Here is a 24920-nt window from a genome sequence, read left to right on the forward strand (position 1 = left end):
CCCGCGGAGCGGGATACTGCGCGGCAAGCCGCGCAGTAGTGACGGCTCCGCTAACGCTCCGCCAGATTCCCGCGCAAGCGCGAGAATCGAATTCCGTAAACGGAATTCTAAAAGCGGGTCAATTCGCGCAAGCGCGAATTGGAGACACCCGCGCAAGCGCGGTTGTCTGGGCTGGCAGCGAGGGGAGGTGCATCGCGCGTGGGCCTGTGTAGGACTTGGAATTACTGGCTACCACCCCCGCAACGAGAGTGACGGACCGTTGTGACCTGACAAGGTGCCGGCCGCACCGCAGTGACGGGCTCCGCTGCGCTCCACCCGAACCCCTCCCACATCCTCGAAACTGGCCTCTAACGTTCACCAATGACCCGCCAGCATACCCTATGAACCGTGCCCTTGGGGCGGGATTTAGTCAAGTATCAGCCTGCAGGGGAAAGCTGTCGCGTGGACGATGCATCATGGGTGCTTGCTGTGTAGAGTTTGGGACCAGACACCACCACCCCGGCCCGCCACTCACCGCGCCGGACTCTCATTCCTATTACGCGCCACATTCCGCGAGAAGGAGAACACGGGAATGGCCGTGAAACTGCGTGAACACCAGATTGAGGCCGTAGCCGCCATCGTGCGCGGCCTCGATATCCCGCCGGGCGGAATTCCCTGGAACGGTCTGCGCGGGCAGGTGCACGCCGCGTGCGGAACCGGAAAGACCATCATCGCGGCGGCCTCCGCAAAGCGGATTGTGCCCAAGGGCCGCATTCTCGTGGTGGTGCCGACCCTGGATCTCCTGGCGCAGACCGTGAAGGCGTGGAGCGGCGTCGGACACAAGGGGCCGGCGGTCATGGTGTGCTCGCCGCTGGACGACCCGGAGCTGTGGCACCTGGGCGTCCGGAGCACCACCAACCCCGTGCGGCTGGCGCTGTGGCACTCCACAGGGCCGGTGACCATCTACGCCACCTACGCCTCGCTGGGCGTGCTCACGGAGGCGTTCGAGGGTGCCTACGGGCAGAAGCTCGCGCCGGTGGACCTGGCGGTGGTCGATGAGGCGCACCGGACCAGCGGGTCGATGGGTAAGGCGTGGGCGGACATCCACGACCAGACGAAGATCCCGGCTCACCGCCGGCTGTACCTGACGGCGACGCCGCGGATCTGGGAGGAGCGGCTGAACCGCGAGGTCGCCGAAGGGGTCCGCGATCCGCTGCCGCGCGAGATGGCGGCCTCCATGGACGACGAGAAGGTCTTCGGGCCGGTCCTCTACAAGCTAAGCCTCGCGTCGGCCGTGTCGCGGAAGCTGCTGGCGCGGTACCAGATCATCGTCCTGGAGCTCCAGGACCCGGTCGTGACGCCCGAGCGGCTGATGGGCGAGGAGCGGCACACCGAGGAGGTCCGCGGGCAGCGCCTGGGCGCCCTCCAGGCCGCGCTGCTGCACACGATGGCGCAGCACAACCTCCAGACCTGCATCACCTTCCACCACCGGACCATAGAGGCCGCGGCGTACGCGGAGGGCCTTCAGCGCGTGGCCAAGCGGCTGCACGCCGACCAGCCCGAGAAGTACCCGGCGGAGATCTGGGCGGACTGGCTGTGCGGCGAGCACGTCCCGGAGCGCCGGCGGGAGGTGCTGGGCAAGTTCGGCTCCACCGCCCGGCGGGCCGTGCTCTCCAACTGCCGTGTCCTGGGGGAGGGAGTGGACATCCGGGCCGTGGACTCCGTGGCCCTGCTGGACCCCAAGGGCGCACCGCACGACATCGTGCAGGCGATCGGCCGCGCGCTGCGTCAGAAGCCCGGAGAAGGCAAGCTCGCCTCTTTGATCGTGCCGGTATTCCTCCAGCCCGATGAATCCCCGGAGGATATGTTCACCTCGGGTTCGTACAAGCCGTTGGTGAAGGTATTGGAAGGTCTGCGGGCTCACGATGAGGAAGCCGTGGAATTGCTGGCGATCCCGCAGGAGCCTCAGAAGGACGTTGCGCAGCCCTCCGAATACATCGGTGCCGCGTCCGGTGATGACGAGGAAGAAACCCGGCTTCTGCTCCGTTTTGCAGCTCCGCGTGATCCGGTGATGGTCGCGAACTGGGTCAGCTTCAACGTGATCGACACGGAGCGGCAGGACTGGGCGCGCGGCTGGGCGAAGCTCAAGGAGTTCACCGAGCGTGAGGGTCACGCCCGGGTGCCGTACGAGCACAAGGAGGGCGCGTTCCCGCTGGGGACGTGGGTCGCGGAGCAGCGACGGGCGTACGGGGCTGGGCAGATGAACGGCCGGCGCGCGGCGCGGCTGGAGAAGCTGGGCATGGCCTGGACGGCGGCCGACGCGCGGTTCCAGGAGAACCTGGCGGCGGCCCGGGTGTACTACGCGGAGCACTGGACGATGTGCGCTCCCCGGTCGGCGGCCGCGCTGGACAAGCCGATCGGGCAGTGGCTGTCCAACCTGCGCCGTCCCGGTGCGCTGGCCGAACACGCGGAGTGGGAGGCCGCGTTGAAGGAGATCGACGAGGACTGGAACCCGTCGTGGCCCACCGAGTGGCAGCGGCACTACGCCGCGCTGCGCGAGCTGGTGCGTGATGAGGAAGGCCCGGCGGAGGTCCTGCCCGGCTTCACCGTGCACGGCATGGACGTCGGCAAGTGGCTGGCCCGGCAGCGCAAGCCCGAGGTGTGGGCGGCCCTGGCCGACGGGCAGCGCGAGCGCCTGGAGGCCGTCGGCGTCACCCCGCTCGCTGAGGCTCCGGCCCCGGTGGAGCCGGACGTGTCCGCGGAACCGTCCACGGCTCCCGTGAGCGCCTTCGAGAGGGGCGTTGCGGCCCTGGCGCAGTACAAGGCCCGCACGGGCTCTGTGAAGGTCTCCAGGGCCCACGTAGAGGCGTTGCCGGACGGGACGGAGGTCAAGCTCGGTGTGTTCCTGTCCAACACCAAGAGCCGCCGGACCAAGCTGACCGTCGACAAGCTCGCCGCGCTCGCCGGCCTCGGGCTGGAGTGGGCGGCCACGGAAGGAGCGGCGCGATGACCGCACCCGAGGAAGAGCAGCGCGTGCAGGAAGACGTACGGCGGCACGCCCGCATCAGGGCCTTCGCGGAGGCGGAGGACGTCATCTCGACTGTGCTGGCCGACCCTGGGGTGCAGGAGGCGCGGGAGCGGGTGGAGGCGGCGGAGAAGGAGCTCGGTATAGAGCTGTGCGCCCGTCTCCAGCCGTTCCAGGACCGCTACGACCAGGCCCGTGGCGGAGGGCGACGCGGCCCCGCTCATCGGGGCCTGTGCGGGCAAGCACGGCCGCTGGGGGCGGAACTGCGTCCTGCCCGACGGGCACGAGACCTCGATGGAGGAACCGCACTGGGGCCGCAACAGCGAAGGCCAGCCGATCGCGTGGGTGGGCAGCGCGCCCGACGACTGGTGAGCAGTGGCGGTGAGACCGGTGACAGGATCCCGGGGCGCAGGGCGGCCCGGGATCCTTCGCTGTCCGGGGCCAGCGGCACCGCTCCCAGGCCCTACACGCACTGAGGTGCGATGCCCGGGGACCCTGAGCTGCGACATCGCACTGGTGTGCGTGTAGGCCCTGGGATCTTGGCGCTCCACCTGCCGAACTACGTGGCGGCCGGGGCGGGTTCGGTGAGGCGGTCCAGCCGGGTGTAGAGGGCCTGTACGAGGCGGGCGCGGTTCTGGACGCAGCGGGCGGTGCCCTGGAGCGGTTGGGAGAGGCGGCCTTCGGCTTCGCGGAGGACGATTTCAGCGAGGGCGCCGCGGCCGTCGCTCCTGGGCAGGGCGGCGGCGAGACGTCGGACGTCGGCGGCGACCGCGCGGGCGTGCCCGGTGAGCTGGAGGGCGATCTGCTCGTAGTCGCGGGGTGCGAGGTCCGGGTCCTTCCACGCGAGGACGGCGGTGACGAGGGCCTCGTGCGGGGGGGGCCAGGGGGAGTTCGGCCTCGGTCAGGCCGCGCGGGTCGTGGAGCACGGCGTAGGTGTCGCTCATCGGGCGCCTGGTGCGTCGTCGCCCTGGTCGTGGTCGCCGGTGTCGGCGGCCGGGGCCTGGACGGCGACGCGGCGGGCGTAGCCGCGGTCGGGGCGGACGATCAGCGCCGGGGAAGGCCGGCCGAAGGCGGGCGGCTGGAGGCCCGGTCTTCCGGTTGGGCGCCGGCGGGTGTGGGTGCGCTCATGGGCACCGCCTCCGTGTGCTGAGTGCGTCGCGTCGGTGTCGTTCGACGCTACGGAGGACGCCGCTCCGCCCTCAACGAAATTGCGGGAAATTGCGGAACTTCACCCCAGAGTGTCGATCGCGGCCGCGATGAGGTCGCGGGCGGCGTCGCCGTAGACGGCCATCTCCGCGAGGCCGGCGAACGCTTTCGCGTAGTCGGCCAGCTCGCGCGGCTGCGTCACCTTGATCTCCGCCGTCAGCGTCTCCACCACGGCCACGGTGTCGTCGTGGAGGTAGAACGCCTCCAGCGGCCACACGGTGCGCTGCGCGGTGAACGACCGAGGCGAGCGGCATCACCGCCAGGAGGTGGCGCAGCTGCCCGCGCATCGCCTCGGGGTCGGCGGTGCGGAACCGCAGGACCGACTCTCCGTAGGAACATGACCAGCCCCCGGACGGCACAGCCGCTCCCGCGCCCGTGCCGCGTGATTCTGCCCGCCGACCCGGTACTCGGACTGCCGGAGCAGGAAGTCGTCACCCGCCTCTACACGCGCCGCCAGACGCCGACGGGATGCACTACCTCGTCGGGCTTCCCGCGTACCGCAACGGTGAGAACGGAACAGTGGAGACGGCGGAGGACCAGGTACGGGTTCGGGCTCCCGACCGTCTACGGCCGGTCGACGCGTCGACTACGACCAGGTCATCACCGAGCGGCTGGAGCCGCCACCGCGGTCGATGGTTCGCGAGGTCCTCGGGGAGTGCCGGCCTTCGGGGTGAGTGCTGGCGAGGGTGTGCCAGAGGCGGGACCGGGGCGCTCCGCTGCTCGATCTGGAGCACGCGTTGAACGTGACGACCAACCCGAACGTCTTCCTGACCTGCGTCTATAACCCTGACAAGGCGCTCTACCGACTTCGGGCGAGCCAGGAAACCCCCCAGTCTGGAGCGTTGCGCGTCGACCTGCGCGAGCATCGCCCGCACTGACCAGCACGCGGCCCAGCTCGTCCTCAAGGCCGACGAACTCGACAGGCAGGCCACCGGCGAACTCGTCCACGACCCCCTGGCTGAACGGCTCCGGGACCATGCCGGGGCCTGCGCGACCTCGCGGACCAGCACTACCGCGAACGGATCACCCCCTTGGAGGAGCCCGCATGAGCCCCGCGCAGTCGACGAACGCGATCGCATCCGCGCGGCCATAGAGGCATCCTCGGCGGAACCCCGCAGCGGTCGAATGGAGCCCTGACCATCGTCGTCCTCGCGATGGAGGCCGACGTCCCCCGCAATGCCCTCACCCAGCGGCACCTGGACCTCAGGAACGAGTTCTACAAGAAGGCCTGGGCCCGCGGTGAGATGCCGGACAGCGAGAAGCGACTCCGGCGGCAGCTGGTGAAGGCCAAGGAACTCCGGGCCGAGGCGCTGAAGGAGATCGAACGCCTCAAGGCCGACAACAAGGCGCTGGTCGGCGCACTGCACCACATGGTGATGGAGAACCGTCAGCTCCGGCTCCGAGTGACCGAGCAGCCCGGCAACCTCCGTGTCCTTCCGACACAGCCGCAGCCGTCGACGCAGTGAGCACGCGCGAAGACAATTCGGGCGGCGCTGTCGGTGCCGGGGGTTACGCTCAGATCTAGCTCAAATGAGGACCCCGGCGGCGTCGAGGTCGACGGGCACCGGGGCTCTCCTGATTGGCATCTGGAACATACCTCGAACACAACGCCGAAGGCACTTGGTGCCATGTCGTTGTGATCAGTGCCTCTCGATCTGGCACGCCGGGCCACCTCGCTGGAATGAGGAAGGACCCACAACACAGTGCAGCTGATCAAGGCCCGTATTACCGACTACCGGTCCGTCGAGGACTCCGTCATATTCGACGTTGAGGAGGACGTCACCTGCTTCGTCGGGAAGAACGAGTCGGGCAAGACGACGCTCCTCCAGGCGCTCTTCCGGCTCAACCCCGTGGAGCCCGCCGCCTTCGACGAAGTGGTCGATTTCCCCGCCCGCAAGACCCGCGACCGCAAGAAGCTCCCGGCCGACCAGAAGATCCCCGTGGTCCGGGCGACCTTCCGCTTCGACGACACCGAGATGCAGATCATCGGGGAGGACCTCGGCCCCAAGGCCATGAGGAGCCCCGAATTCGAGGTGGTCATCGGCTACCGGGACGACGGCGAGACCTTCGAGCTCCACTACAACGAAGCTGCGGTCGTCGATCACCTGCGTTCCGCTCTGGACCTGCCGGCTGCGGCCGCCAAGGCCATCGGCGGCGCGAACACGATCGGCGAGCTCCTCAATGCCCTCGACGCGCTGGACGAGCTCCCGTCCGAGGCATCCGCGCTGGCCGACCGCATCCGGGACTGGCGCGACTGCGATCTCGGCTCGTACTTGATCGACAAGTACGCCGCCCCGCTCATGCCGAAGTTCGTCTACTTCGCGGACTACGACACGATGCCCGGCAAGGTCTCGCTGCCTGATCTGGTCCGGCGGCGGGAATCGGGAGACCTCAGGCGCGGTGAGCGCGCCCTGCTGAGCCTGCTGGACATGGCGGGAGTCTCACCGGAGGACTTCCAGGACTCCGGCCAGCACGAACGGCTCATCCGCGAGCTGGAGAACGCGGGCAACGTCATCTCGGAGGAGGTCTTCGACTACTGGTCGCAGAACAAGGAGTTGGAAGTCCAGCTGAAGGTTCTGGCCCCCGAAACCGGGGCCCAGCCGCCCTTCCACGAGGGACCGATCCTCCAGGTCCGCGTCTTCAACACCCGCCACCGGGCGTCGGTCCCCTTCGACGACCGGTCCCGCGGCTTCGTCTGGTTCTTCAGCTTCCTCGCCTACTTCAACGAGCTGGAGGACGCAGGCACCACGGACCTGATTCTGCTGCTGGACGAGCCGGGCCTGTCCCTGCACGGCCGGGCCCAGGCAGATCTGCTCCGTCTGATCGACGAGCGACTGGCCCGCAAGCACCAGGTCCTCTACACCACGCACTCCCCGTTCATGGTCGATCCCGACCACATCCAGAGGGTCCGGACCGTCATCGACATGGACCGGGGCGGCGCGAAGGTCTCCTCGGAGATCTTCAAGGCCGACGAGGACACCGTGTTCCCGCTGTTGACCGCGATGGGGATCGAGATGACCCAGACGCTGTTCGTGGGCGAGCACGTCTTGCTTCTCGAAGGCCCGAGCGACCTGATCTACCTGGACGTCCTCACGGAGATCACCGAGGCTAACGGCTCCACCGGGCTTGACCCCCTCTGGGTGAAGACCCCCATCGGCGGATCGGGGAAGCTGTCCACCTTCGTGACCCTCCTGGGGGCGAACAAACTGAACGTTGCGGTCCTCGTCGACTCCAGCACCAAGGACGTCGGGGCCATCCAGCGCCTCCGGGACAACGACCAGCTCGCCAGGAACGGACTCGTCGAGATCAGCGAGTTCACCAGCGCGGCTGACGCCGACGTCGAGGACCTCTTCGACCGTGACTTCTACCTGAAACTGGTCAATCGCGCCTACGCCACCGAGCTCACCACCCCGATCACGGCAGCGGACCTCAATGCCAAGGACCCCCGCGTTGTTCGCCAGATCGAGGCCGAGTTCAAGAAGCGGAACATCACTACGCGCTTCAACCACTACAAGCCGGCGGCCGTTCTCCTCCGCGAGCAGGCCATCCTGACGCCGCTGATCGACCCGGCAACGGTCGCACGAGCCGATCAGCTGTTCACCCGACTCAACTCCCTCATTTCTGGGCGCTGAGTCGAATCTGCACCGAGCGTCCTCCTGCCCCCTTCTGATCTTCCGGTCGGTTCAACAAGCAGAACTTGACAGAGAACGCGGAGAACCGGGGGACGCGGCTGTGCACGCTGAGCGGCTTCGACCACATCACCGACTCCTGACCTGCCGTGGTCAGGAGTCGGCCTCGATGGTGACGGGGACTTCCAGCGGCACGGTCCACTCACTGCCCTTGGACGTGGCGGTGACGCTCAGGCGTACCGGCTCGTTCACGTAGCCTCGGCGCCAGTCGTCCGTGGTGCTCGCCGACCAGGTGGGCGGGAAGGTCGGGGTCAGACCGTAGCGGGTCCACTCGCCGACGGCGAGGGGTGTCGTCGCGGCCGTGCGCGCTGAACTTCCACGGCCCCCAGATACGGGCGCGGACCTCTTCGAGACTCGGAGTGCTGGCGAGCTGTGGGCCGCCGCCGGGACAGCTCGGTGGTCAGGGCGACGCCGTCGACTTCCTCGGTGCGCCAGCCGTGGATGTCGAGCAGCAGGCCGTCCAGCGGGCCGCCGACCAGTTCGGCGTAGGTCCGGTGCGGGAGCGGGCCGGGGTCGGGGTCGGGGTCGTCGTGGTCGTGCCCGTAGACGCGGCCGTTCAGCAGCTGCTCGTCTCCGTTCATCCGATCAGCTTTCCGCCCGCTACCGGCAGCGCGGCTGCTGGCCGGCGGGCCCGGCCCGGTGGAGGCCGGGCCCGCTGTGCTCACCGCGCCTTCGGCAGCGCGGCCAGGGTGCGGCGCTCCTCGCCGCAGCCGCTGCCCATGACCCACCACACCGGACAGTCCGCACTGTTCTTCGTCAGCAGGGGCAAGGTCGTGATCACCACGGTGAACCGGTAGCCCAGATTCGACAGACAGCCAGCGCGGTCGTGGAAGGCGAGCGCAGGACATGGTGCGGTCGATCTCCACGAATGCGCTGGAGCCGTCGGGCACGAGGTACCCGGCCGGAGTGAGGTGGGCGACTTCCGCCTGCCAGTCGGCGGCTTCGGCGTCGGTCATCAGCGGCACCTGAGCCGGGTGGGCGTCGCCGACCTGGGCGACGTGAACTCGGCCCGGGAGCGGGCTGCTCTGGGGGCGGGGCCGGCTATCAGGGCGAGCCGCTGCCACATGCCAGCGCTGGCAATCGCAAACCCGGGCTGCACCGCCAAAGAGAGGCCACGCTGACGGCGGCGCAGCGCGGCGGCCCCCGGCGACGCGCGACCGGCTGAACACGCAGCCATCCCCGGACATGTCCTTACACCCAGGACATCTGCCACAGCACGGCTGAGGTCCGGCCCGCCGACGCGGCCCGCACGCAGTGCAGATCGTGTCGGCGACCGCGGAGGCGCCGATGAGGGGCAAGGCGGTGGGTCCGGTCCATGCCCCGGGCCGGTGGGCCAGGGCACGGGGGGTGACGGTGACCGCGCGCATCGTGTTGGAGAAGACGACGGTGCGTGACCCGCGCTGGCGGCGTCACCCGTTCGGGGGCTGCTCGTTCTTGAAGTGTCCAACTCACCTGACGCGAAGGAGGCCCCGGTGGGCCCGTCGTTTGTGATCGAGCGGCTCGAGTTCAAGCGCAATGGTATTTGGTACGTTCGCTGGCTCAAGGGGCTGGTTACCTTCCTGGTTGGCCACTCGAAATCGGGAAAGTCAACCGCGATCGAGACGCTTCTCTACCCGCTCGGGCTGAAGTCCGCGCGGGTGATGCCCGAAGTCCGCAGCTGCGAGCAGATCCGTCTGGTGTTCCGCGTAGCCGGGACGCGCTGGCAGGCCACGCGCAGCGGGTCGGACCCCAAGGCGCGGGTGCTGTTGAGCAACCTGGACCGTCCTGAGGAGCTGGAGATGGCCTTACCGGTCAGCTCCTCGAAGGCCGGTGAGACGACGGCGGGCGCGTTCGTCCAGGAACTTCTCGGACTGCCGGCTGCGGTCCGCGGGACGACGCGGCTCACTCTCGACAGCTTCTACAACACCGTGATGGCGCTGCGGCAGAAGACGATCGCCTCGGAGTTCCTCGGTGGCGTGCCAGACGCGACGCGGGTTCTGGCCATGGAGGTGATCCTCGGGCTGTGGAACGAGGGACTCGCTGGGCTGGAGAAGAGCGCGTCCGAGGCCGAGTCACAGCACCGGGCAGCGCGCACAGCCCTCAACCAGTTCAAAAAGCTGCGTGATTCCGGTGCCCTGACCGACCCGGATGCTACGAGGGCCGAGTACGAGCAGAAGGTGCGGGAGCACAAGGCGGCCTCCGACCAGTGGCAGAAGGCGGCCGGGGTGCTCACGGATGCGGTCGGAGAGCTGGGCCGTCTCGCCGCGCTGTACAAGGCGGCGGAGCAGCACCGCCGCAAGGTGTCCAGGCAGGCTGAGGGTGCGCGGGCGAGGCTGAGCAGCGCGAAGGCGGACCTCGCGCGCGCCGAGGGCGCGCGCGATGCCCTGCAGCTGCCGTCACAGCAGGCGTGCACGGAGTGCGAGCAGCGTCTCCCTGAACGCGCCCCGGGGCACTGCCCACAGTGCGATCAGCCTCACCCGGAGGGGGAGAAGCGACGCGCCCGGCAGCTCGCCGCAGCGACAGCGAAGGTGGACCGGCTGCGGCTGAAGGTACGCGAGCTGGAGGATGCCGCGACCGCCGCGACCGAGGTGGCGGAGGCCGGTGAGAGGGCCACCTCGCAGGCGTTCTCGGACCGGGTTGCCTTCGAGAAGGAGCGTCTCGCGCCAGCCCGCAGCGCCGCGCAGCAGGCGGAGAAGGAGGCCTTCGGGCTCAGCCGGGATGTCGCCCAGCTCAAGCGGCAGACCGAGAACGCCGACTACCTCCGGGCCCAGGCACAGGTCGTCAAGGAGGCGAAGGAGCGGATGGAGGCCGCTCAGGCCGCCCGGGACGCCGCTCAGGTTGCCGACGCTGTCCGCCGTAAAGAGGTGACGGGCCGCTTGTCGGAGTTCTTCCTCGCACGTCTGCGCCAGATCAACCCGGCCGTCGAGTCAGCACACCTCGACCCGCACGACTTCACCACCCTGGTCAAGGAACGCGACGAGGTCGACAAGTCCTTCGACGACAGCTCCGTCGCCGGCAGTCCCAAGGTCGCGACGAACGTCGCCCTGCTCCTGGCCCTGCGCGACCTCGGCCGGGTCGACACCGCGGTCCGGGTCCCCCCGCTGCTGATCATCGACTCACCCCTGGCCGGACTCGGCTCGACCGGTCTCGATCACGACACAAGCCTGCGTCTGATCGACACCCTCATCTCCATCGCCAACGACCCCTCCGCCGACGGATACGCCTGCCAGGTCATCGCCGCGACCAACGATCCCCTCCCCCGCCCCTACCCCGGCGTGAGGGAGATCCCGATCAACGAGACCGACCGGTTCTTCGACCACGCCCCGGCCGTGGAAAGCTGAACCGCGCGCCGGGACCGGGCCCGGTGGCGTGGTTACCAGCGCCTCGTCCGGTGCCGGCAGCCGGTGCTGAGCGACCACATCACCGGCTCCTGACCTGCCGTAGTCGGGCCTGTGGTCAGGGTGTGTCGCCGGAGTAGTAGAAGCGGCCGCTGACGCCGGGCTCCTGTGCGCTGGCGGTTCGCCAGGGCACAGGTCGTACACGGCGCGGCCGCCGGGCCACTGTGAGAGCTCGGTGGCCCGGCGGAACGCCGCCGTCGACTTCCTCGGGCCGCCAACCGTGGATGTCCAGCAGCAGACCGTCCAGTGGCCCGCAGACCAGTTCGGCGCAGGTCCGGTGCGGGAGCGGGCCGGGGTTGGGGTCGTCGTGCTCCGCGCCGTAGACGAGGCCGTTCAGCAGCTGCTCGTCTCCGTTCATCTGATCAGCGTTGCAGCCGCCACCGGCAGCGCGGGCTGCTGGCTGGCGGGCCCGGCCCGGTGGAGGCCGTGCCCGCTGTGCTCACTGCGCCTTCGGCAGCGCGGCCAGGGGGCGGCGTTCCTCGCTGCGGCGGTTGCCGACGACCCGCCACACCGGACGGTTCGCAGCGTTCTTCGTCAGCAGTGGCAGGGTCGTGGTCGCCACGGTGAGCCGGTAGCCCACGTTCGGCAGGCGGCCGGCGCGGTCGTGGAAGGCGGCCTCCCTCGTGGCCGGGGCCGCACGGCGCGGGGCAGGGGCGAAGACGAGCAGCAGCGGCGGGAACGGTCGGTCCAGGGACGGCCCGGCGTAGGTCTCCTGCCAGTGGCTGCGCGGGGCGCGGGCGGCGTTCCCACGCCCGGACGGCGGTGCGTTGCGGTAGGCGTCGTAGCGCTCCAGCTTGGCGATCAGGCGGGCGTAGGACATGGTGCGGTCGATCTCCACGAACGCGCTGGAGCCGTCGGCCAGGAGCACCACGCCGTCGGGCACCAGGTTCCCGGCCGGCGTGGGGTGGGCGACTTCCACCTGCCAGTCGGCGTGGTCGGCGACCTGCGCCTGGTGGAAAGCTATGACGGTGTCGACCAGGGCGAGGCCGTGCTCACGCAGGCCCGTCTTGCTGGCCGCGATGCGCTTCCCAGTGGTCCGGCCGACAGTCGGCGCGAGCTCCCCGGAGGCAGCGGCTTCGGCCAGACCCGCCGGGGTGCAGTACCAGTAGCTCTGTTGCGCCCGGTGGGTCCGGCCGATCAGCGCCGGGGATTCGGCGAGCAGGTTGCGCAGGGCGCGCCGGACGTGGTCGGTGCCCTGCTGGTGCGGCAGCAGTAGGGCCTTGAGCTGGCGGGGCGTGGCAAGGCGCAGCTGGGCGAGGCAGAGCAGAACCTCGCCGCGCAGTTCCGCACTGGCCTTCGCCGCCGCACTCTTCCGAGCCCGGGACGCTTCTCCCGGTACATCAGTACAAGGAGAAGAGGAGTTGCAACGGCCGGGACCGGCCGAAAGTGCGGACTGGTCAGGGACAACGCTCAGGCGACGGCCAACGGCTGCGGGGCCGGGAGTAGGGCTCGCAGCGGGGCTCGCCGTGGGGCCGGCTGTCGCGGCGGCGCCGGCGGCGGTCGAGGAAGCGCGTGGGGTGGGGGCGGTGGGCATCGGTTTCTCGGCTCTCTCCGGCCTGTGCGGCCGGGACGGTGGCTCAACCGGCCCGCGCGCCGTGCGCGAGCGGGCCGGGGACACCGTGCGAAGCCACCCCTTGACCGCGGTCTGTTCGCCGCCCGCCGCCGATGCCCGATACGCCCCTTGACCGCCCCTTGTCCTCCCAGTTTGTCCGTGAGCGGCATCACGATCGACTGTGCCTCTTTGGGCTCGGTCGTCGCTGCGGCGCCGTGTCCCCCGGCGATCTCACAGCAAGGTCGAAGCACCATCCGGACCGAGAGATGTGCCCTAGCGTGAGCGCTCCCGTCACCCGTACGGCAGAGGAGCTGAAGGTGCCGAGGTCTGGATCGGCTCGCGCCGCTACGCGACGAAGAAGGCCCGCCAGGAGGCGGTGCAGGCGATCCTGGGCCGCTACGGCCTGGGGAAGGTCGTCGACCAGGAGGACGACGATCTGCTGCTGCGGGACCTGCTGGACATGCACCCCGACGCGGCGGAGAAGATCGGCCCGGGGGTGGACCGTTTCCGGGTCATCGCCACCCCGCGCGGTCACCACAAGGGCCCTGAGGCGGTCCTGGTCGACGGCAGCAAGGTCGCCTTCTCGTACCAGAAGTGCCTGGACGCACCCACGCACCGGCAGCGCGTGCTGGCCGCGATGCGCACCGAGATCCAGCCGCAGGTCAACACCTACTACGAATCCCGCAAGGCGTCACACACGCTCGTGTCCGACGAGAGCGGCCAGCCCCTGGCCCCCGCCGACGTACACGTCTCCTTCCACGACATCGCGATGGAGTTCATCCAGGCCGCCGACGGCTTCGATGCCGTCGACCTGACCGCAGAGACCGCGCGGGGACTGGCCCTGTTCACCGACCGGACCCTGGCGGAGCGCTGGCACGCCCACCACCAGGAACACGCCGTTCTCGGGCTGCTGTCGGCCAAGGAGAACCTGCGCCGCCCGCGACCGTAGAGCCCTGTCCCCCACCGCACTCCTTCGCGCATCCGACGCAGTGCGCGGCATCGTGAGGGACACGTATCGGACGCGCGCGATGCAGCGCGCCGCGTGCATCCGGTGCGGGTTGGACTCCACCGTGGAGTGCGTTCCACCGTGCCGATGGAGCGCACGGTGGGGCCCACTTCCACTCAGCGGCGCGCATCCGATGCAGAGTGCATCGCACCACGCGCACCCCGGCCTGAACACGTTCCGTAGCGATGGAGGGAGAGAGATCTCCCCTCCGTGAGCGTGCATCGGCGGGGCCACGACGTCAGTAGCGGACGCTGTCAAGGGAAAACGTGCGGGATTCCACACGTGGTCAAGGGGTTTTGCCGGGTAGCTACGCCCCGCTTGTCCACACTGGTCAAGGGGGTCCGAACTGAGTGGGTGCCCTCGGGAGTGGACACGTTCCGTGTACACATCGGACGCGGTGCATCGAGAGTGGAGGCCACCGTCGCGTCCGTCGTGGAGCGCATTGCATACGGCCGGGAGTGCACGAAGCGGACTCGGCCGGGTAGTGGGCATCGGTTCAGGCAGGGGATGCTCCGATGCGATGCACCCGAGCATTGCGGATGCCAGGCCGCGCCGCGGGTCGTGGTGTGCCCGGGTGCGCGGGATGCAATCCACCGCGGTGCGCGGCTTCAGCCCTGGGAGCGCCTGGGGTGGCGCGGGGCCTGTCCCGGGTTCGGCCAGCGGCCCGGGTATTGTCGCGAGCGGCGACGTCGCTGCGGCGGCTTCGGCGGCTGGTACAACGCCTGGCGCAGCCGGACGGAATCGATGATCCGTTGAATCTGCTGCAGTCGCTCCGGTGAGAGCTCAAGCGGTTCCGGGTCGACCATGTCGGGCCTCGATCCGTGAGGGGGTCGGTCCCCTCAGCTTCCCTCCTCCCCGCTGGCTCCGACCGCGGCCCTCCGGTTCCGTCCCGGCATCTGACACAGCCACCTCGTCCTCTGTCCCGCCATACGGAACGGTCCCGGGTATACGCCGGTGGTCGGCTCGCTCGTCACGAGCCGGAAGTCCTTGGTCATATCAGCCAGCGCTGGCGGCGGGCAGGGTGGGCGGATGGCGGCGCGCAGTGGAGCGCGCCAGGATGCGCACCGGTGTGCACAGTGCCGTGCATCGCCACCGCGGTGGTGCGCACGGGATGCAGGGTGTCTCCCGTTCCCCCACCGGTCAGTGCTCGCCAGAATGGAGTCCACCCTCCGCCTGGTCCGACGTGGACTCCCCGCTCCGCCCGGTCCGCACCGCCGCGGTGAGCTCCGCTCTTCGAGTGGGCTCCACTCCCCTCCTGGGGGCATCGACGATTCGCTCACCCGGTGCGCGATGGGCTCCACCGCGCACACTCACATTGGTCGGCCTCGGCGCGGCTGCACGGTGCGCCACGGGTTTGGCCGGCCACCGGGGCACTGCCGAGGAGCGGCGCCAGGCCGACGGCGGCTTCGGCGCCTTGATGCCCGATGCACGGAAGGGGGGTGCACCGGTGCTTGCATCTCGGTGCACTATATCTGACCTGGTAAAACGTGGCCCCGAGTGCACGCCTCTGTGGAAAACGCACACCCGGGTGTACCACCAAAGACAGGCCACGCTGACGGCGGCGCAGCGCGGCGGCCCCCAGCGACGCGCGACCGGCTGAACACGCCGCCCTCGCCGCCCCTCCCGCCGGAGCAAGAGCAGGCGTGGGAAACTCAGCGTGGATAAGCTCCACGCGTTCGCCGACCTGGGCGGGCGGCTACAGTACGCGCTGGATGTCCGCCAGTTGGTAGACCGCCGGGCGTTTCCGGTCGATGGTGGCGCTGAGTCGCACGACGGGAATCTGCAGTCTGTCTCGCCGGAGTGCGGCCCGTAGGGTGCGGCCAATCATGAGTAGTCGGTTGTGCCGTCCCTCCCACTGGCCCCAGGTGGTCGGGTCGGCGCTGACCAGATGGTCGGCGATCTTCGAGAGAGTCAGCCACTCGGGGTCGCCATGCGCGGTGAAGGCCTCCAGGAGCCGCCGGACGATCAGAGGGCAGCTGTCCGCTCCCGGGTGCGCGAGGGGTGTCGGCGCTGCGGGCTCCGGCTGCGGCGGAGCCTTAGTGTCCTGCCCGCGTCGGCTCAACTGCTGCTGCACGATGACTGGTTGCAGGTCGGCCAAGACGCGGGTGAGAGACGGGTGGGGGGCGCCCGCTGCGATCGCCTGCGCAGTCAGTTCGGTCACATGCGTGCTGGCGTTGCGCAGAGCTGCTACGTGGCCGTTACGCACCTCTACCGCGTCGGTGAGCTCGTCAAGTATCTGTCTCCATTCCATGCCCGGCACAACGCCGCAACCGTGCCGGGGTGACGCATACGGCCACGGAGGGGTGCTATCCGATGAGGTTGGCCAGGTAGGAGGTGCCGGTGTTTCACGGGGTGAGTCCGGGACGAAGTTCAGGTAGCCCTTCTCCGGATCGGTCCGGTTCAGGTCTCGTGGCTCGAAGGTCAACGTGGTCGTCAGGCTGCACCCGGATCTTCAGCACCGCCAGGCTCCTGGCGAGGTCGTCGGCGACGCTGAGCAGGCCCACCATTCACCTCGCCGCGCTGGCGGGCGGGGGCAGTTCGTCGGGGCAGCTGTCGAACGGTTCCAGCGGTTCGTGCAGGTCGGTCAAGGTTCCTTCCAAACCAGGTGCCAACGCCCCGATGCTCAGTCCAGGCAGCCTGGCCTCGCGGGTGAAGTCACAGATCGGCCATGCGCTGGCCGGTTGCCATCCCTCACCGGTCACGGCCTGCTCTCCTGCCGCGATCGGGCCGGTTCGTGTGGTGCTGCTGCTGGTCGGCGGGCTTGACCACGTCGGCCGGCTGCTCGGGCTTCGGCCGGGCCTCGAAGGCGCGACGGCGGGCATTGGCCGTGCGGGTGAAGGCGGCGAGCCGTTCCAGGTTCTCCGGTGTGCGCAGCCACGTAGCCGGGTCGGTCGTACGGCCCTCCAGGTACTCCTCGGGCATCGCGGCCTGCTGGTGGGCCTGGACGGCGGCGGCCCGCTGCGCCGGGGTGGGCACGGCATCCCGGCCCGGGTGGTCGACGGCGTGCGGCGGGTCTGACGCCTGATCGTGGTGGTCTTCCGTGTGCACGCCGGCCGACGCGGTCGCGGCCGGGGCGTCGTCCTGTGCGGCGGCGGGCGGGGTACGGGCGGCGCGGATCGCGTTCTGCACGGCGAGGCTGGCGACCCGTGCTCGCTCGTACCGGCTCGACTCGCGGGGAGGCTTGCCGTCGGTGCCGGCGATCCACCAGCGTTCGGGCTCGGTGAAGTCGGCGGTGTAGAAGAGCTGGTCGGCAGCCGGGGTCCGGCGGCCGGGCTTCGGAGCGGTGGACTGACGGCTGTGGTCGGACAGGGCGCGGTCTGCGATGTAGTCGTCCAGGCCGCGCGTGAACTCCTGGCCGCGCAGGGTCTCCAGCAGGTGCCGGCGGGCTTCGGCCAGGATGTGGCGGCGGGCGAATTTACCGCGGACGGTGGAGACGACCGCGGCGACGTCAACGGCGGCGAGGGCCACGTCCACGGCGGGATCCACCCGCGCCCGGATCGCCGCTCCGGCTGCCCGGCACCTGTCCAGGAGGCCGTCGATGAGCTGCCGGCCGAAGCGGAGGATCGCGGAGGCGCGCCACCACGCGAGCAGCTGCGCGAGCGGCTTCGGCTTCTTCTTCGCAGGCCGGGTCTCCTGCGCCGCCCACCAGCCCAGTTGGTGACGGCCGCGCTCTGAGGGCAGGTGCCCGTGGTTCTTCACGTACTGGTCGGTGAGCACCTCCAGTGCGTCCTCGATGCGCTGGCGGCGGGACGCCGACCAGTTGATGAGGTCCTCGGGTACTCCGGCGATCTCCATGACCGGACGCAGGCCCGGTGTGACCTCGCGCGGCACGGTCGCCAGCCCCAGGGTTTCGCACACCTCGGTTGTCATCGCCAGGGTGTAGAGCGTCCCGGCAGCCACCACGTTCTGGTAGAGGCGGTAGGTGTCCACAGCGCCCCAGACCGGTTCACCATCGGCGCCCAGGCGCTGGACGCGGTTGAGGATCAGGCAGTGCTCGTGCAGGAGCGGCAGTCCGTCGCGGTTGTCGATGTGCCGGAAGGCGGCGACCACGAGCGCGGGTGTCTTCGCGCGGCCGCGGCCTGACGCCCACCGGGTCTCGGCAACCTCATCCTCCAGCCAGCTCAGCGCCGTGGCGACGGCCCGTTCGTGGGCCCGCTCGATGATCCGGCGCGTGGCAGCGTCGCCCAGCGCCCACAGCACGACCAGTGACGCCTGCGGCCGGAAGGTGAAGTCCATGCCGAGCAGCGGAGTCTGCTTGCGCGCCTCGATCTCCTCGATCGGCTGCCCCAGCACCGTCAGCCGGCGGGCCGTGGCCGCGTCGACACCGTCGTCCAGGAGGCCGCGCTCGATGCGGTCCGCGTCCGGGTGCCGGCCCTCGCCGAACAGCAGCTCCAGCTGTCGCTCGGACACTTGGCCGCCCTCGGTGAGCCCCAGCGCACGCAGACCACGCCCCACCCACCGTCCCGGTGGGAGCCCGGCCAGCTCCTGGGCGTCCTTCAACGACTGACCGGCCGGGCGGCGGCCGTCACCGAACGCGACTCCGCGTATGTAGTACCGCCACGCGTTACGTCTCTGGATCTTCGCGACACTCAGCATCGCCACAGCACACACCGGCTCTGACCTGCGAAAAAGCGCGATCCCGTGAGGCGGGAGGGTTCACCGGATCTTCACGGCTGATCCCTCCCGGCGGGCGCTCGCGGCGCCACCGTGCCCGCCCGGCGGACACCGCCAGGGCCATGTAAATGCTGCGCGGCCCCCAGTCACACCCGCCTCACACACACCGGAAACCGCCAGTAGACGACTCCACCGTCAACGAGCGCGCATCTACGTACCGCTCCCCCGCCCGGCGGCCAAAGACGCCGCGCCCTGCACACGTCACCGACTCTCCGCCCCCGGCAGTGCCGGGGGCTTCTTGCTGACTGGAGGACCGACGTGCCGACCTACGAGGCCACGCCCCGCTTCACCACCGACCTTCGCCGCCTCTCCCCCGCCCAGCGCCGCCGTTTCCACCAGGCCGTCAACGCCTTCGTCCGCGACCTGTGCACCGGACGCGGGAGCTTCCGCGCCGGCCTCCGCGTGAAGGGCGTCCGCTGCGCGCCCGGCGTCTTCGAGCTGACCTGGGACAGCAACGGGCGGGCGACCTGGCAGTACGGGCCCGAGATAGTCCCGGGCGAGCAGCACATCGTCTGGCGGCGGATCGGCACCCACAGCATCCTCAACCGCCCCTGAGCGCGGGGCAGACGCCGGATCGTGATGCCGGTGGCCGGTGAGGAGGGCGTCAGGGGGCGTGCTCGAAGTGCTCTTCCAGTTCGGCGGCGAGCGCGGGGTCGGGGCGGGGCACGAGCCCGTAGTCTTCGTCTGTGTCGGCTTTCAGACGGCATACAGCATCGGCGATCTTGGCGTGGTCCAGTGCCCAGCTGACCACCGTGCCCAGGGCGGGGTCGGTGATCTGCTCTTCCCACCAGGAGGTGGCCTCGGCTCTGGCTGCCGCGACCGGACCCACCGCAGCAGGGGTGTGAAGCTCGATGCTGGAGTAGAGGTCTTCGCCGGCGGGGTCGCGGAGGGCCAGTGCCTCCCGGTGCCAGAAGCTGGCCACGCTGTCCTCGCAGTACTGCGCATGGTGCAGGTACAGGCAGTACGCCGCAGTGGCGACCCCGGCACCGGCAGCGAACTGCCACCAAAACTGCGCGCCTTCGGGCCGGTCGGACAGGTACAGCAGGCAGGCGAAGGTGAGAGCTCCGGCCGGCTCGATGCGGGAGCGGTCGTCGACTAGCCTCGCCATCGCCTCCACCGTGCCCGGGTCGCGCACCACTTGCGAGGACAGCTTCTCAAGGCTGGCGGCGGCCCGCTGGTAGACGGGCTGCGGCCCGAACTCCGACCGAATCCTGGCTCCGGACGCGGCGGCCAGGCGGGCACGGTGGTCCATCTCGTCGGCGGCCCGGCTCACCGCTCGGCGGGCGATCCGCTGCAGGGATGCGTCGACGTCGAATCCGTCGAACTCGTCGGCCACGGCTTCCGCCTCGCTCAGCATCACGTCGATGAAAGCCAGCTCGGATTCCTTGGCGCTCATGCAATCTCCTCCGCTTCCTTGTTGCTGCACCGCATGCCCAGCTCCCGGGCCAGTTGCCGGCGGGCAGCATGGGTGTGCGAGCGCACCGTGCCGCACGAGACCCCCATGATTTCCGCGACCTGCTCGGGGGTGTACCCCAGCACGAAGCGGAAGACGATGACGTCCATCTGGCGCTCGGGCAGCCGGGCGATCGCCCCGTACAGTCCCAGTGAAGACTCCATGACCTCCAGCTGCCGGCGGACCGCGGCGCGCACCCGGTCGAAGACGGCGGTCTCCACCAGAGCGCTGGTGCGGCCGGTGACCGCCAGCCGGGAGGCGATGGTGTGCCGCAGGACCGACACGGTGTAGCGCTGGACGCTGGCCTCGCTCAGGACCTTCGGCCAGGACTCCAGCAGTTGGACGAAGACCGTCTCCACGGTCTCGATCGCGGCGCTGCGGTCGCCCAGGTGCAGGTGGGCGTAGCGCAGGTAGACGCGGTGGTAGCGCTTGTAGAACGTTTGGAAATCGAGTGGTGGCTCAGAGGCGGCACCGGCCATCTGCTCTCCCCCGCCCTGCTCGCCGCGGGCTGCCGAGAGAGCCACGGTGCTCACCGTCCCGGCGGCTGTCGCTGCCTCGAACCATTCGAGGTTCACAAGACCTCCCTATTTGCTCGGTGCAGTGCCGAACCGCCCCATACGGCCGGACACTGTGTGCAATCAGTTCATCGCATAGGGCACCCGAACGTTCAGTCGCATCTGCGAGAGCTCCGGCCCCTTGGCGCGCGCGACCGTCCGCGCGCCCCCGGGGGCCCGCTGCACGCCTGGGTCGGCGGGCCAGGGCTCGGGAGGCTCTGCCCCCCGGAAGGGCACTCCAGCCAGGAGCGCGTCACCGTCCGAACGGGGACATCGGAGGCGGCAGGCGCCACCATGCCGCCGACCGGAGGACACGGCAGCGCGGCGAGGGAGGGATGGCTACCCCGACAGAATCGAACAGGCATATGATTTCTGTGTGAGTACCACCTTCCCGCCAGACCTGCTCGCAGCCCAGCTGGAGCTGCACCAGACGCGCGCCGAGTACGACGCGCTGTGCCGGACCCTTCCCTGGTCCGTGGAACCGATGGACGGCTGGGAGGACACCGACCGGTGGCAGCCCCGCCGGCGTCCGGCCTCACCGGGATACACCGCGGAGCAGCTGGCGGAGGTACAGCGACTGCACGAGCGCCTGCGGGAGCTGTCCACTGTGGTCAGCACGCACCCCTTCTGGGCTTCTCTGGAGCGAGAGAAGGTCGTGGAGGCGCGCATGCAGCTCAAGCACGCCCACGAAAGGGACGCCGACGACGTCGCGGCGTAGACCGCCATGGACCGCCGGCACGATCCTCGCCCCTTGGCCCCAGGCGGCCCCGATGACCTGGGCCCGCTGGTCGAGGTTGTCACCTTCGACGGCCAGGTCCTGACCGGCCGGCTGCTGGAACGCTGGCAGGCGCCCAGCGGGACCTGGTTCTACACGGTGTCGGTGACGTTGTGGGCGAGCGTCCAGACGCGCGACGGCCAGGTCGTCGCCGAGCCCGCCGACACCATCTTCGACGCCCCGGCCACACACGTCCATCGCATCGAGGGGGTCTCCTACGAGGCCGTGCCGACCCGGCGCGGCCGGGAGGCGATCATCCGGGCACGCACCCGGGGGAGGCGGTGATCACTGTGACGGGGACTGTGGCGGTTCGGTCAGAGGTGCGTGATCTCGTCGCCGATCCGTACGGGCTGCGGGTAGAGGAGGCGTACCTCGAGCGGCGCCCGGGCCCGCCGCGGCTATCTCCACGCACGGGGCTGCTGGATGCCTGGTACCTCGAACCTCGTGCTGCCCGAGGCCGCTGCTGTGCTCGCCGACCCGGCCGGCACGGTGATGCTGTGCGAGGCATGCCACCGCTCGGCACGAGTGGCCGCCGGCCCCACGTGACCAAGGCGCCACCAGGTACCCGGGCCGCCTGTCGCCCCGCGGGGAAGATCGTTCGACTGAAGCCCACGGAGCCTTTCGCTGAACCGGCCCATGACGCTGTCGCACCGCAAAAGCGGAAGGGAGGGTCACCCGTTGGCGGGCTCGGTGCCTGCGCCGAAAGGCGGACCATCCGTGACCGCGACGTCCATCCGGATCCGGGCGAAGCGCACCGGGTGTCTCCACGCTCCGCGCTCCAGCGCCGTGTCCACCATGATCTCGGCGACCAGCACCGGTTCGACCAACACGACGTCGAGCGGTGTCCGCGAGCCCCAGGAGGTCGTGAACCGTACGCCCTCCCATGGATGTCCGGGGCCTGCCGGCGTCAGCCGCTCGGCCAGGTCGCGCGCCGCATCAGGCCGCAGCGGCGTACTCCGGCCGACCGGCCGCAGCGTACCCTCCTCGTCGAGGCGGCCCAGCACGAGCGTCCGGGTGTCGGCGCAGGGTGCCGGTGATCGCGCCGATCACCGCCTCGGTGGTGTACCGGCGGCGCACCTTGAAGAGAGCGCGGGCTCCCGGCAGACACCGCTGCCCACTCCCCCCGGACCACCAGGCCTTCACCGCCGACCATCACCGCCTCACCCCAGAGCAGCGCCGCCGCTTCCGCCAGGCCGTGGCCGCCTTCGTCGACGACCTACGCACCCGCCGCTTCCGCGCCGACCTCCGCATCTTGCCCGTCCGCTGCACCCCGGGTGTCTACGAACTCACCTGGGCGCCGGTCGGTCGCGCAACGTGGTCGTACGGCCGGGAGGTGGTCCGCGGTGCCCACCCACATCGTCTGGTACCGAATCGGGATGCGGAGCGTCTTGGACCGGCCCAAGTTTGCAAATTCACCTATTGACAGCTGAACAGTAATAGATTCCTAAATTCCACTTCCGTCAGTCAAGGAGGCTCGCCGAGATCAAATGCATTTCATGAACCTGACGCACCGGTAGCCCCTTCTCGTCCGGTAACCACCTGTTGCTGAAGCGGCTTGCGTGATGGAATCACGGCAACAAAAGGCGGCAATATGAATGCTTACCGCCGGAAAATGGGGGAGGGGTTTATATTGAATTGGAGAAACGTTTTGTTATCGGGTGCCGCTGGGAGCGGCCTTTTGGCAACGCTGCTCACGGCGGGCTCAGCGGCTGCCGACCCCGGCACCGCGCCGCAGAAGGACAGGCCCGTACCGGTCATCGTCACCGGCCCGGGTGCCGAGCCGTCGGCCAAGCCCGGCGCGGACAGAGAAGCACAGGTCCGGCCCGAAACGTGCTCGGCGCCGAACACCAGCGGTGCGACGAGCTGCCTGCGACCGATGGCGGCACCGCAGCTGGCACGCATTCTGGGCGAAGACAGCCGCGCCCGGGCCGCCGCCGTTGCGGCACCCAAGTGGTGCGAGGACGCCCGCGATCGCACCCACGGCACCCGCACGGCAGTCTGCAGGACCTCGGGACTGACCTACTCCACCTACCGCACGGTCAACGGCCAAAGGAGAGAAACCGGCCAGACCAGCCTCATAGTCATCAGCTACTCCTACGGCGACGCCGGCCTGCCCGCATGGGGCCACCAGGTCGAAACGTCCGTGTATCGCGGCTGGGGTGACGCGCTGAAGGGCTCGATCAAGGGCACGGCCACCAAGGACGGGGCGTGCAAGGTCGCCGAATCGAAGTTCCCCTCACGGAAACTGGCACCGGTGGGATCGTGGAAGCTCGGGGAGTCATACTTCGACACCACGGTCACGCGGCGGGGAGCAAAGGGAAAGTGTGCCACCACGTGGAACCTGACCTTCACCAGCGCCGGCTACCCGCCGGCCGGCGCCAAGACCGGCTTCAACGATTTCCGGTGCGACAACGCGACCGCGGGCACGACACGCGTGGGATGCGTCGTGCCCTGGTACGCCTCGCCACTCATCTACAGCAAGAGCCGGGCGCCTGAGCTGGCGTCACACGTCAAGCGGGCCCAGGCCTCCGGTCTGCCGGGAGGCAGCTTCAAGCATCCGCTGCACCGGACAACTGATGCCGCCAGGCAGGACAAGAACCGCAACCTGGCCTGCCCGCGCAATGAACCTCGCCCCCCGGGAAAGACCTGTGACGAGTACCCGGTGGCCACCTCCCGGGAAGGCCTGGCGTCGGGAGGGCAGCGCCGCAGCTTCTCCGGATGCTCCATCGCGGGTGTGCCCTCGCGGACGGGGCCGAAGGGAGCGAGTGCCTGCATGATCAAAAGGCAGGACCAGGATTACCAGGGCGGGAAGAACAGCTCCTTCTACAGGGATGAGCGGATGCTGGACGGCGATCCCTTCCGGGTCCTGATCGGTACCTGACGGTGCGGGTGCGAGGGCCACGAATTTCCCCCGTGGCCCCGCATCTCCACCCCTTGCCTCGATAGGCTCAGCCCTGTGAACACATCTGTCATGTTCATCAACGACGGACTTTTCGGCATCACCGACGCCGCCTCCATCCCCGCGGACACAGCACGCTGGTCAGCTGGCCTGGCCGCTCCCATGGACTGGGGAGCATGGGTCAGCACCGGCATCCACACCGGGTACGTCCGGATCCGGGCCGAGGTCCTCAGCGCTGCCCCCAGCGTGGAGGAAGCCGACTGGGAGGAGATCGTGGAGATCAGCGTGCGGTCCCTCGAGGGAGACCTCCGCATCACCTCCGATGGAGAGATCACTCCGGACACCCTCCCTACTCTCAACGCTCAAGGCCCGGGCTGGTACCGGGTCCGGGTCCACGCCAGAGGCCGGTCGATCAACCCCGACGGCGTCGCAGAGGAACCGACCGAGGAGTACCTCATCACCTGCTGGCCCCAGGGCCCGGCTGACCATCTGGTGATCCGCACCAGCCCCATGATCGAGGCATCGCAGCAAGCCCACGCCGATGACCCACCGCCCCAGCCCGCCGCCCACCCGGCCCCCACGCCCATGAGCGCGGAGCGGGCCAGTCTCCTGCGCCACCTCAAACGCCGCCGCTGACCGACCAGCCGACCCGGTACGCCCTCCGATGGATGGCAGGGCCCTGCCGGCGTCAGCCGCTCGGCGCTGGTGCCACCAGTCGGCTGCGTCGGCTT

21 protein-coding genes and 3 pseudogenes are annotated in these 24920 nt (G+C 69.6%); 13 read left to right on the forward strand and 11 right to left on the reverse strand.

Annotated features, from left to right (window positions below; all coding sequences use genetic code 11):
- Positions 1 to 571: 571 nt before the first annotated feature.
- Both ACH4B3_RS31475 and ACH4B3_RS31480 read left to right on the forward strand, forming a co-directional pair.
- Positions 572 to 2989 carry a Helicase associated domain protein gene (locus ACH4B3_RS31475; protein WP_398468693.1) on the forward strand — a complete coding sequence of 806 codons (2418 nt, stop codon included), beginning with the start codon at positions 572 to 574 and terminating at the stop codon, positions 2987 to 2989.
- Between the two features lie 210 nt (positions 2990 to 3199).
- The gene (locus tag ACH4B3_RS31480) at positions 3200 to 3376 is read left to right on the forward strand and encodes a hypothetical protein (RefSeq protein ID WP_398468695.1); all 177 of its coding nucleotides are present in this window, start codon (positions 3200 to 3202) and stop codon (positions 3374 to 3376) included.
- A gap of 187 nt (positions 3377 to 3563) precedes the next feature.
- Here ACH4B3_RS31480 and ACH4B3_RS31485 read toward each other — a convergent pair.
- Positions 3564 to 3948: pseudogene (locus ACH4B3_RS31485) on the reverse strand (DUF6415 family natural product biosynthesis protein).
- Positions 3949 to 4232: 284 nt separating this feature from the next.
- Positions 4233 to 4536 (reverse strand): annotated as a pseudogene (locus tag ACH4B3_RS31490) (Scr1 family TA system antitoxin-like transcriptional regulator); the annotation flags it as partial.
- Positions 4537 to 4947: 411 nt separating this feature from the next.
- Between ACH4B3_RS31490 and ACH4B3_RS31495 the strand changes: the two are divergent.
- The 3 genes from ACH4B3_RS31495 to ACH4B3_RS31505 all read left to right on the forward strand — a co-directional run bounded on the left by ACH4B3_RS31495 (position 4948) and on the right by ACH4B3_RS31505 (position 7842).
- Positions 4948 to 5088, forward strand: coding sequence for a hypothetical protein (locus ACH4B3_RS31495; RefSeq protein ID WP_398468697.1), 141 nt, complete (start codon positions 4948 to 4950; stop codon positions 5086 to 5088).
- A 276-nt stretch (positions 5089 to 5364) separates the two neighbouring features.
- A complete protein-coding gene (locus ACH4B3_RS31500) occupies positions 5365 to 5676 on the forward strand; it encodes a hypothetical protein (protein ID WP_398468698.1) in 312 nt (103 codons plus the stop codon).
- A 237-nt stretch (positions 5677 to 5913) separates the two neighbouring features.
- Positions 5914 to 7842, forward strand: coding sequence for an AAA family ATPase (locus ACH4B3_RS31505; RefSeq protein ID WP_398468700.1), 1929 nt, complete (start codon positions 5914 to 5916; stop codon positions 7840 to 7842).
- 308 nt (positions 7843 to 8150) lie between these two features.
- On the opposite strand, the gene ACH4B3_RS31510 is transcribed toward ACH4B3_RS31505, so the two are convergent.
- Positions 8151 to 8480 (reverse strand): hypothetical protein, encoded by a 330-nt coding sequence (locus ACH4B3_RS31510; protein ID WP_398468702.1) that lies wholly within the window; start codon positions 8478 to 8480, stop codon positions 8151 to 8153.
- An 80-nt stretch (positions 8481 to 8560) separates the two neighbouring features.
- Positions 8561 to 8683 carry a hypothetical protein gene (locus ACH4B3_RS31515; RefSeq protein ID WP_398468704.1) on the reverse strand — a complete coding sequence of 41 codons (123 nt, stop codon included), beginning with the start codon at positions 8681 to 8683 and terminating at the stop codon, positions 8561 to 8563.
- Between the two features lie 688 nt (positions 8684 to 9371).
- Between ACH4B3_RS31515 and ACH4B3_RS31520 the strand changes: the two genes are divergently transcribed.
- Positions 9372 to 11219, forward strand: a complete 1848-nt coding sequence (locus tag ACH4B3_RS31520) for a hypothetical protein (RefSeq protein ID WP_398468706.1) — start codon at positions 9372 to 9374, stop codon at positions 11217 to 11219.
- 115 nt (positions 11220 to 11334) lie between these two features.
- On the opposite strand, the pseudogene ACH4B3_RS31525 reads toward ACH4B3_RS31520, so the two are convergent.
- Together ACH4B3_RS31525 and ACH4B3_RS31530 are read right to left on the reverse strand one after the other, a co-directional pair.
- Positions 11335 to 11634 (reverse strand): annotated as a pseudogene (locus ACH4B3_RS31525) (hypothetical protein).
- A gap of 81 nt (positions 11635 to 11715) precedes the next feature.
- Positions 11716 to 12810, reverse strand: coding sequence for a replication-relaxation family protein (locus tag ACH4B3_RS31530; RefSeq protein WP_398468708.1), 1095 nt, complete (start codon positions 12808 to 12810; stop codon positions 11716 to 11718).
- A gap of 394 nt (positions 12811 to 13204) precedes the next feature.
- On the opposite strand from ACH4B3_RS31530, the gene ACH4B3_RS31535 reads away from it, so the two are divergent.
- The gene (locus ACH4B3_RS31535) at positions 13205 to 13777 is read left to right on the forward strand and encodes a DUF3223 domain-containing protein (protein WP_398468710.1); all 573 of its coding nucleotides are present in this window, start codon (positions 13205 to 13207) and stop codon (positions 13775 to 13777) included.
- A gap of 1753 nt (positions 13778 to 15530) precedes the next feature.
- Here ACH4B3_RS31535 and ACH4B3_RS31540 read toward each other — a convergent pair.
- Both ACH4B3_RS31540 and mobF read right to left on the reverse strand, forming a co-directional pair.
- Positions 15531 to 16085 carry a hypothetical protein gene (locus ACH4B3_RS31540; protein WP_398468712.1) on the reverse strand — a complete coding sequence of 185 codons (555 nt, stop codon included), beginning with the start codon at positions 16083 to 16085 and terminating at the stop codon, positions 15531 to 15533.
- Positions 16086 to 16525: 440 nt separating this feature from the next.
- Complete coding sequence (gene mobF, locus ACH4B3_RS31545; protein ID WP_398468714.1) at positions 16526 to 18430, reverse strand: MobF family relaxase; 1905 nt, start codon at positions 18428 to 18430, stop codon at positions 16526 to 16528.
- Positions 18431 to 18766: 336 nt separating this feature from the next.
- On the opposite strand from mobF, the gene ACH4B3_RS31550 reads away from it, so the two are divergent.
- Positions 18767 to 19063 carry a hypothetical protein gene (locus tag ACH4B3_RS31550; RefSeq protein WP_398468716.1) on the forward strand — a complete coding sequence of 99 codons (297 nt, stop codon included), beginning with the start codon at positions 18767 to 18769 and terminating at the stop codon, positions 19061 to 19063.
- Positions 19064 to 19112: 49 nt separating this feature from the next.
- Here the strand turns inward: ACH4B3_RS31550 and ACH4B3_RS31555 are convergent, their stop codons facing one another.
- Positions 19113 to 19904: a hypothetical protein gene (locus ACH4B3_RS31555; RefSeq protein WP_398468718.1), complete on the reverse strand. Its 792-nt coding sequence runs from the start codon at positions 19902 to 19904 to the stop codon at positions 19113 to 19115.
- Positions 19901 to 20536 carry an RNA polymerase sigma factor gene (locus tag ACH4B3_RS31560; protein ID WP_398468720.1) on the reverse strand — a complete coding sequence of 212 codons (636 nt, stop codon included), beginning with the start codon at positions 20534 to 20536 and terminating at the stop codon, positions 19901 to 19903. Before ACH4B3_RS31560 ends, ACH4B3_RS31555 begins: the two co-directional genes overlap by 4 nt.
- Positions 20537 to 20891: 355 nt before the next feature.
- Here ACH4B3_RS31560 and ACH4B3_RS31565 point away from each other — a divergent pair, with 355 nt between their 5' ends.
- The 3 genes from ACH4B3_RS31565 to ACH4B3_RS31575 all read left to right on the forward strand — a co-directional run bounded on the left by ACH4B3_RS31565 (position 20892) and on the right by ACH4B3_RS31575 (position 21836).
- A complete protein-coding gene (locus ACH4B3_RS31565) occupies positions 20892 to 21233 on the forward strand; it encodes a hypothetical protein (RefSeq protein ID WP_398468722.1) in 342 nt (113 codons plus the stop codon).
- Between the two features lie 33 nt (positions 21234 to 21266).
- Positions 21267 to 21575 (forward strand): hypothetical protein, encoded by a 309-nt coding sequence (locus tag ACH4B3_RS31570; RefSeq protein ID WP_398468724.1) that lies wholly within the window; start codon positions 21267 to 21269, stop codon positions 21573 to 21575.
- A 138-nt stretch (positions 21576 to 21713) separates the two neighbouring features.
- Positions 21714 to 21836, forward strand: coding sequence for a hypothetical protein (locus ACH4B3_RS31575; protein WP_398468726.1), 123 nt, complete (start codon positions 21714 to 21716; stop codon positions 21834 to 21836).
- Between the two features lie 125 nt (positions 21837 to 21961).
- Here the strand turns inward: ACH4B3_RS31575 and ACH4B3_RS31580 are convergent, their stop codons facing one another.
- On the reverse strand, positions 21962 to 22294 hold the full coding sequence (locus ACH4B3_RS31580; RefSeq protein WP_398468728.1) for a hypothetical protein: 333 nt from the start codon (positions 22292 to 22294) through the stop codon (positions 21962 to 21964).
- Between the two features lie 674 nt (positions 22295 to 22968).
- Here ACH4B3_RS31580 and ACH4B3_RS31585 point away from each other — a divergent pair.
- Both ACH4B3_RS31585 and ACH4B3_RS31590 read left to right on the forward strand, forming a co-directional pair.
- Positions 22969 to 24171, forward strand: a complete 1203-nt coding sequence (locus ACH4B3_RS31585; RefSeq protein ID WP_398468730.1) for a hypothetical protein — start codon at positions 22969 to 22971, stop codon at positions 24169 to 24171.
- A 75-nt stretch (positions 24172 to 24246) separates the two neighbouring features.
- Positions 24247 to 24825: a hypothetical protein gene (locus tag ACH4B3_RS31590; RefSeq protein ID WP_398468732.1), complete on the forward strand. Its 579-nt coding sequence runs from the start codon at positions 24247 to 24249 to the stop codon at positions 24823 to 24825.
- Positions 24826 to 24920: the final 95 nt, after the last annotated feature.

The sequence above is a fragment of the Streptomyces sp. NPDC018031 genome (assembly GCF_044327625.1).
Classification (GTDB): Bacteria; Actinomycetota; Actinomycetes; order Streptomycetales; family Streptomycetaceae; genus Streptomyces.

Coding starts and splice junctions, on each gene's coding strand:
- ACH4B3_RS31475 (WP_398468693.1), top strand. CDS start 572: ATGGCCGTGAAACTGCGTGAACACCAGATTGAGGCCGTAGCCGCCATC.
- ACH4B3_RS31500 (WP_398468698.1), top strand. CDS start 5,365: ATGGAGGCCGACGTCCCCCGCAATGCCCTCACCCAGCGGCACCTGGAC.
- ACH4B3_RS31510 (WP_398468702.1), bottom strand. CDS start 8,480: ATGAACGGAGACGAGCAGCTGCTGAACGGCCGCGTCTACGGGCACGAC.
- ACH4B3_RS31530 (WP_398468708.1), bottom strand. CDS start 12,810: ATGCCCACCGCCCCCACCCCACGCGCTTCCTCGACCGCCGCCGGCGCC.
- ACH4B3_RS31540 (WP_398468712.1), bottom strand. CDS start 16,085: ATGGAATGGAGACAGATACTTGACGAGCTCACCGACGCGGTAGAGGTG.
- mobF (WP_398468714.1), bottom strand. CDS start 18,430: ATGCTGAGTGTCGCGAAGATCCAGAGACGTAACGCGTGGCGGTACTAC.
- ACH4B3_RS31555 (WP_398468718.1), bottom strand. CDS start 19,904: ATGAGCGCCAAGGAATCCGAGCTGGCTTTCATCGACGTGATGCTGAGC.
- ACH4B3_RS31575 (WP_398468726.1), top strand. CDS start 21,714: ATGCCTGGTACCTCGAACCTCGTGCTGCCCGAGGCCGCTGCTGTGCTC.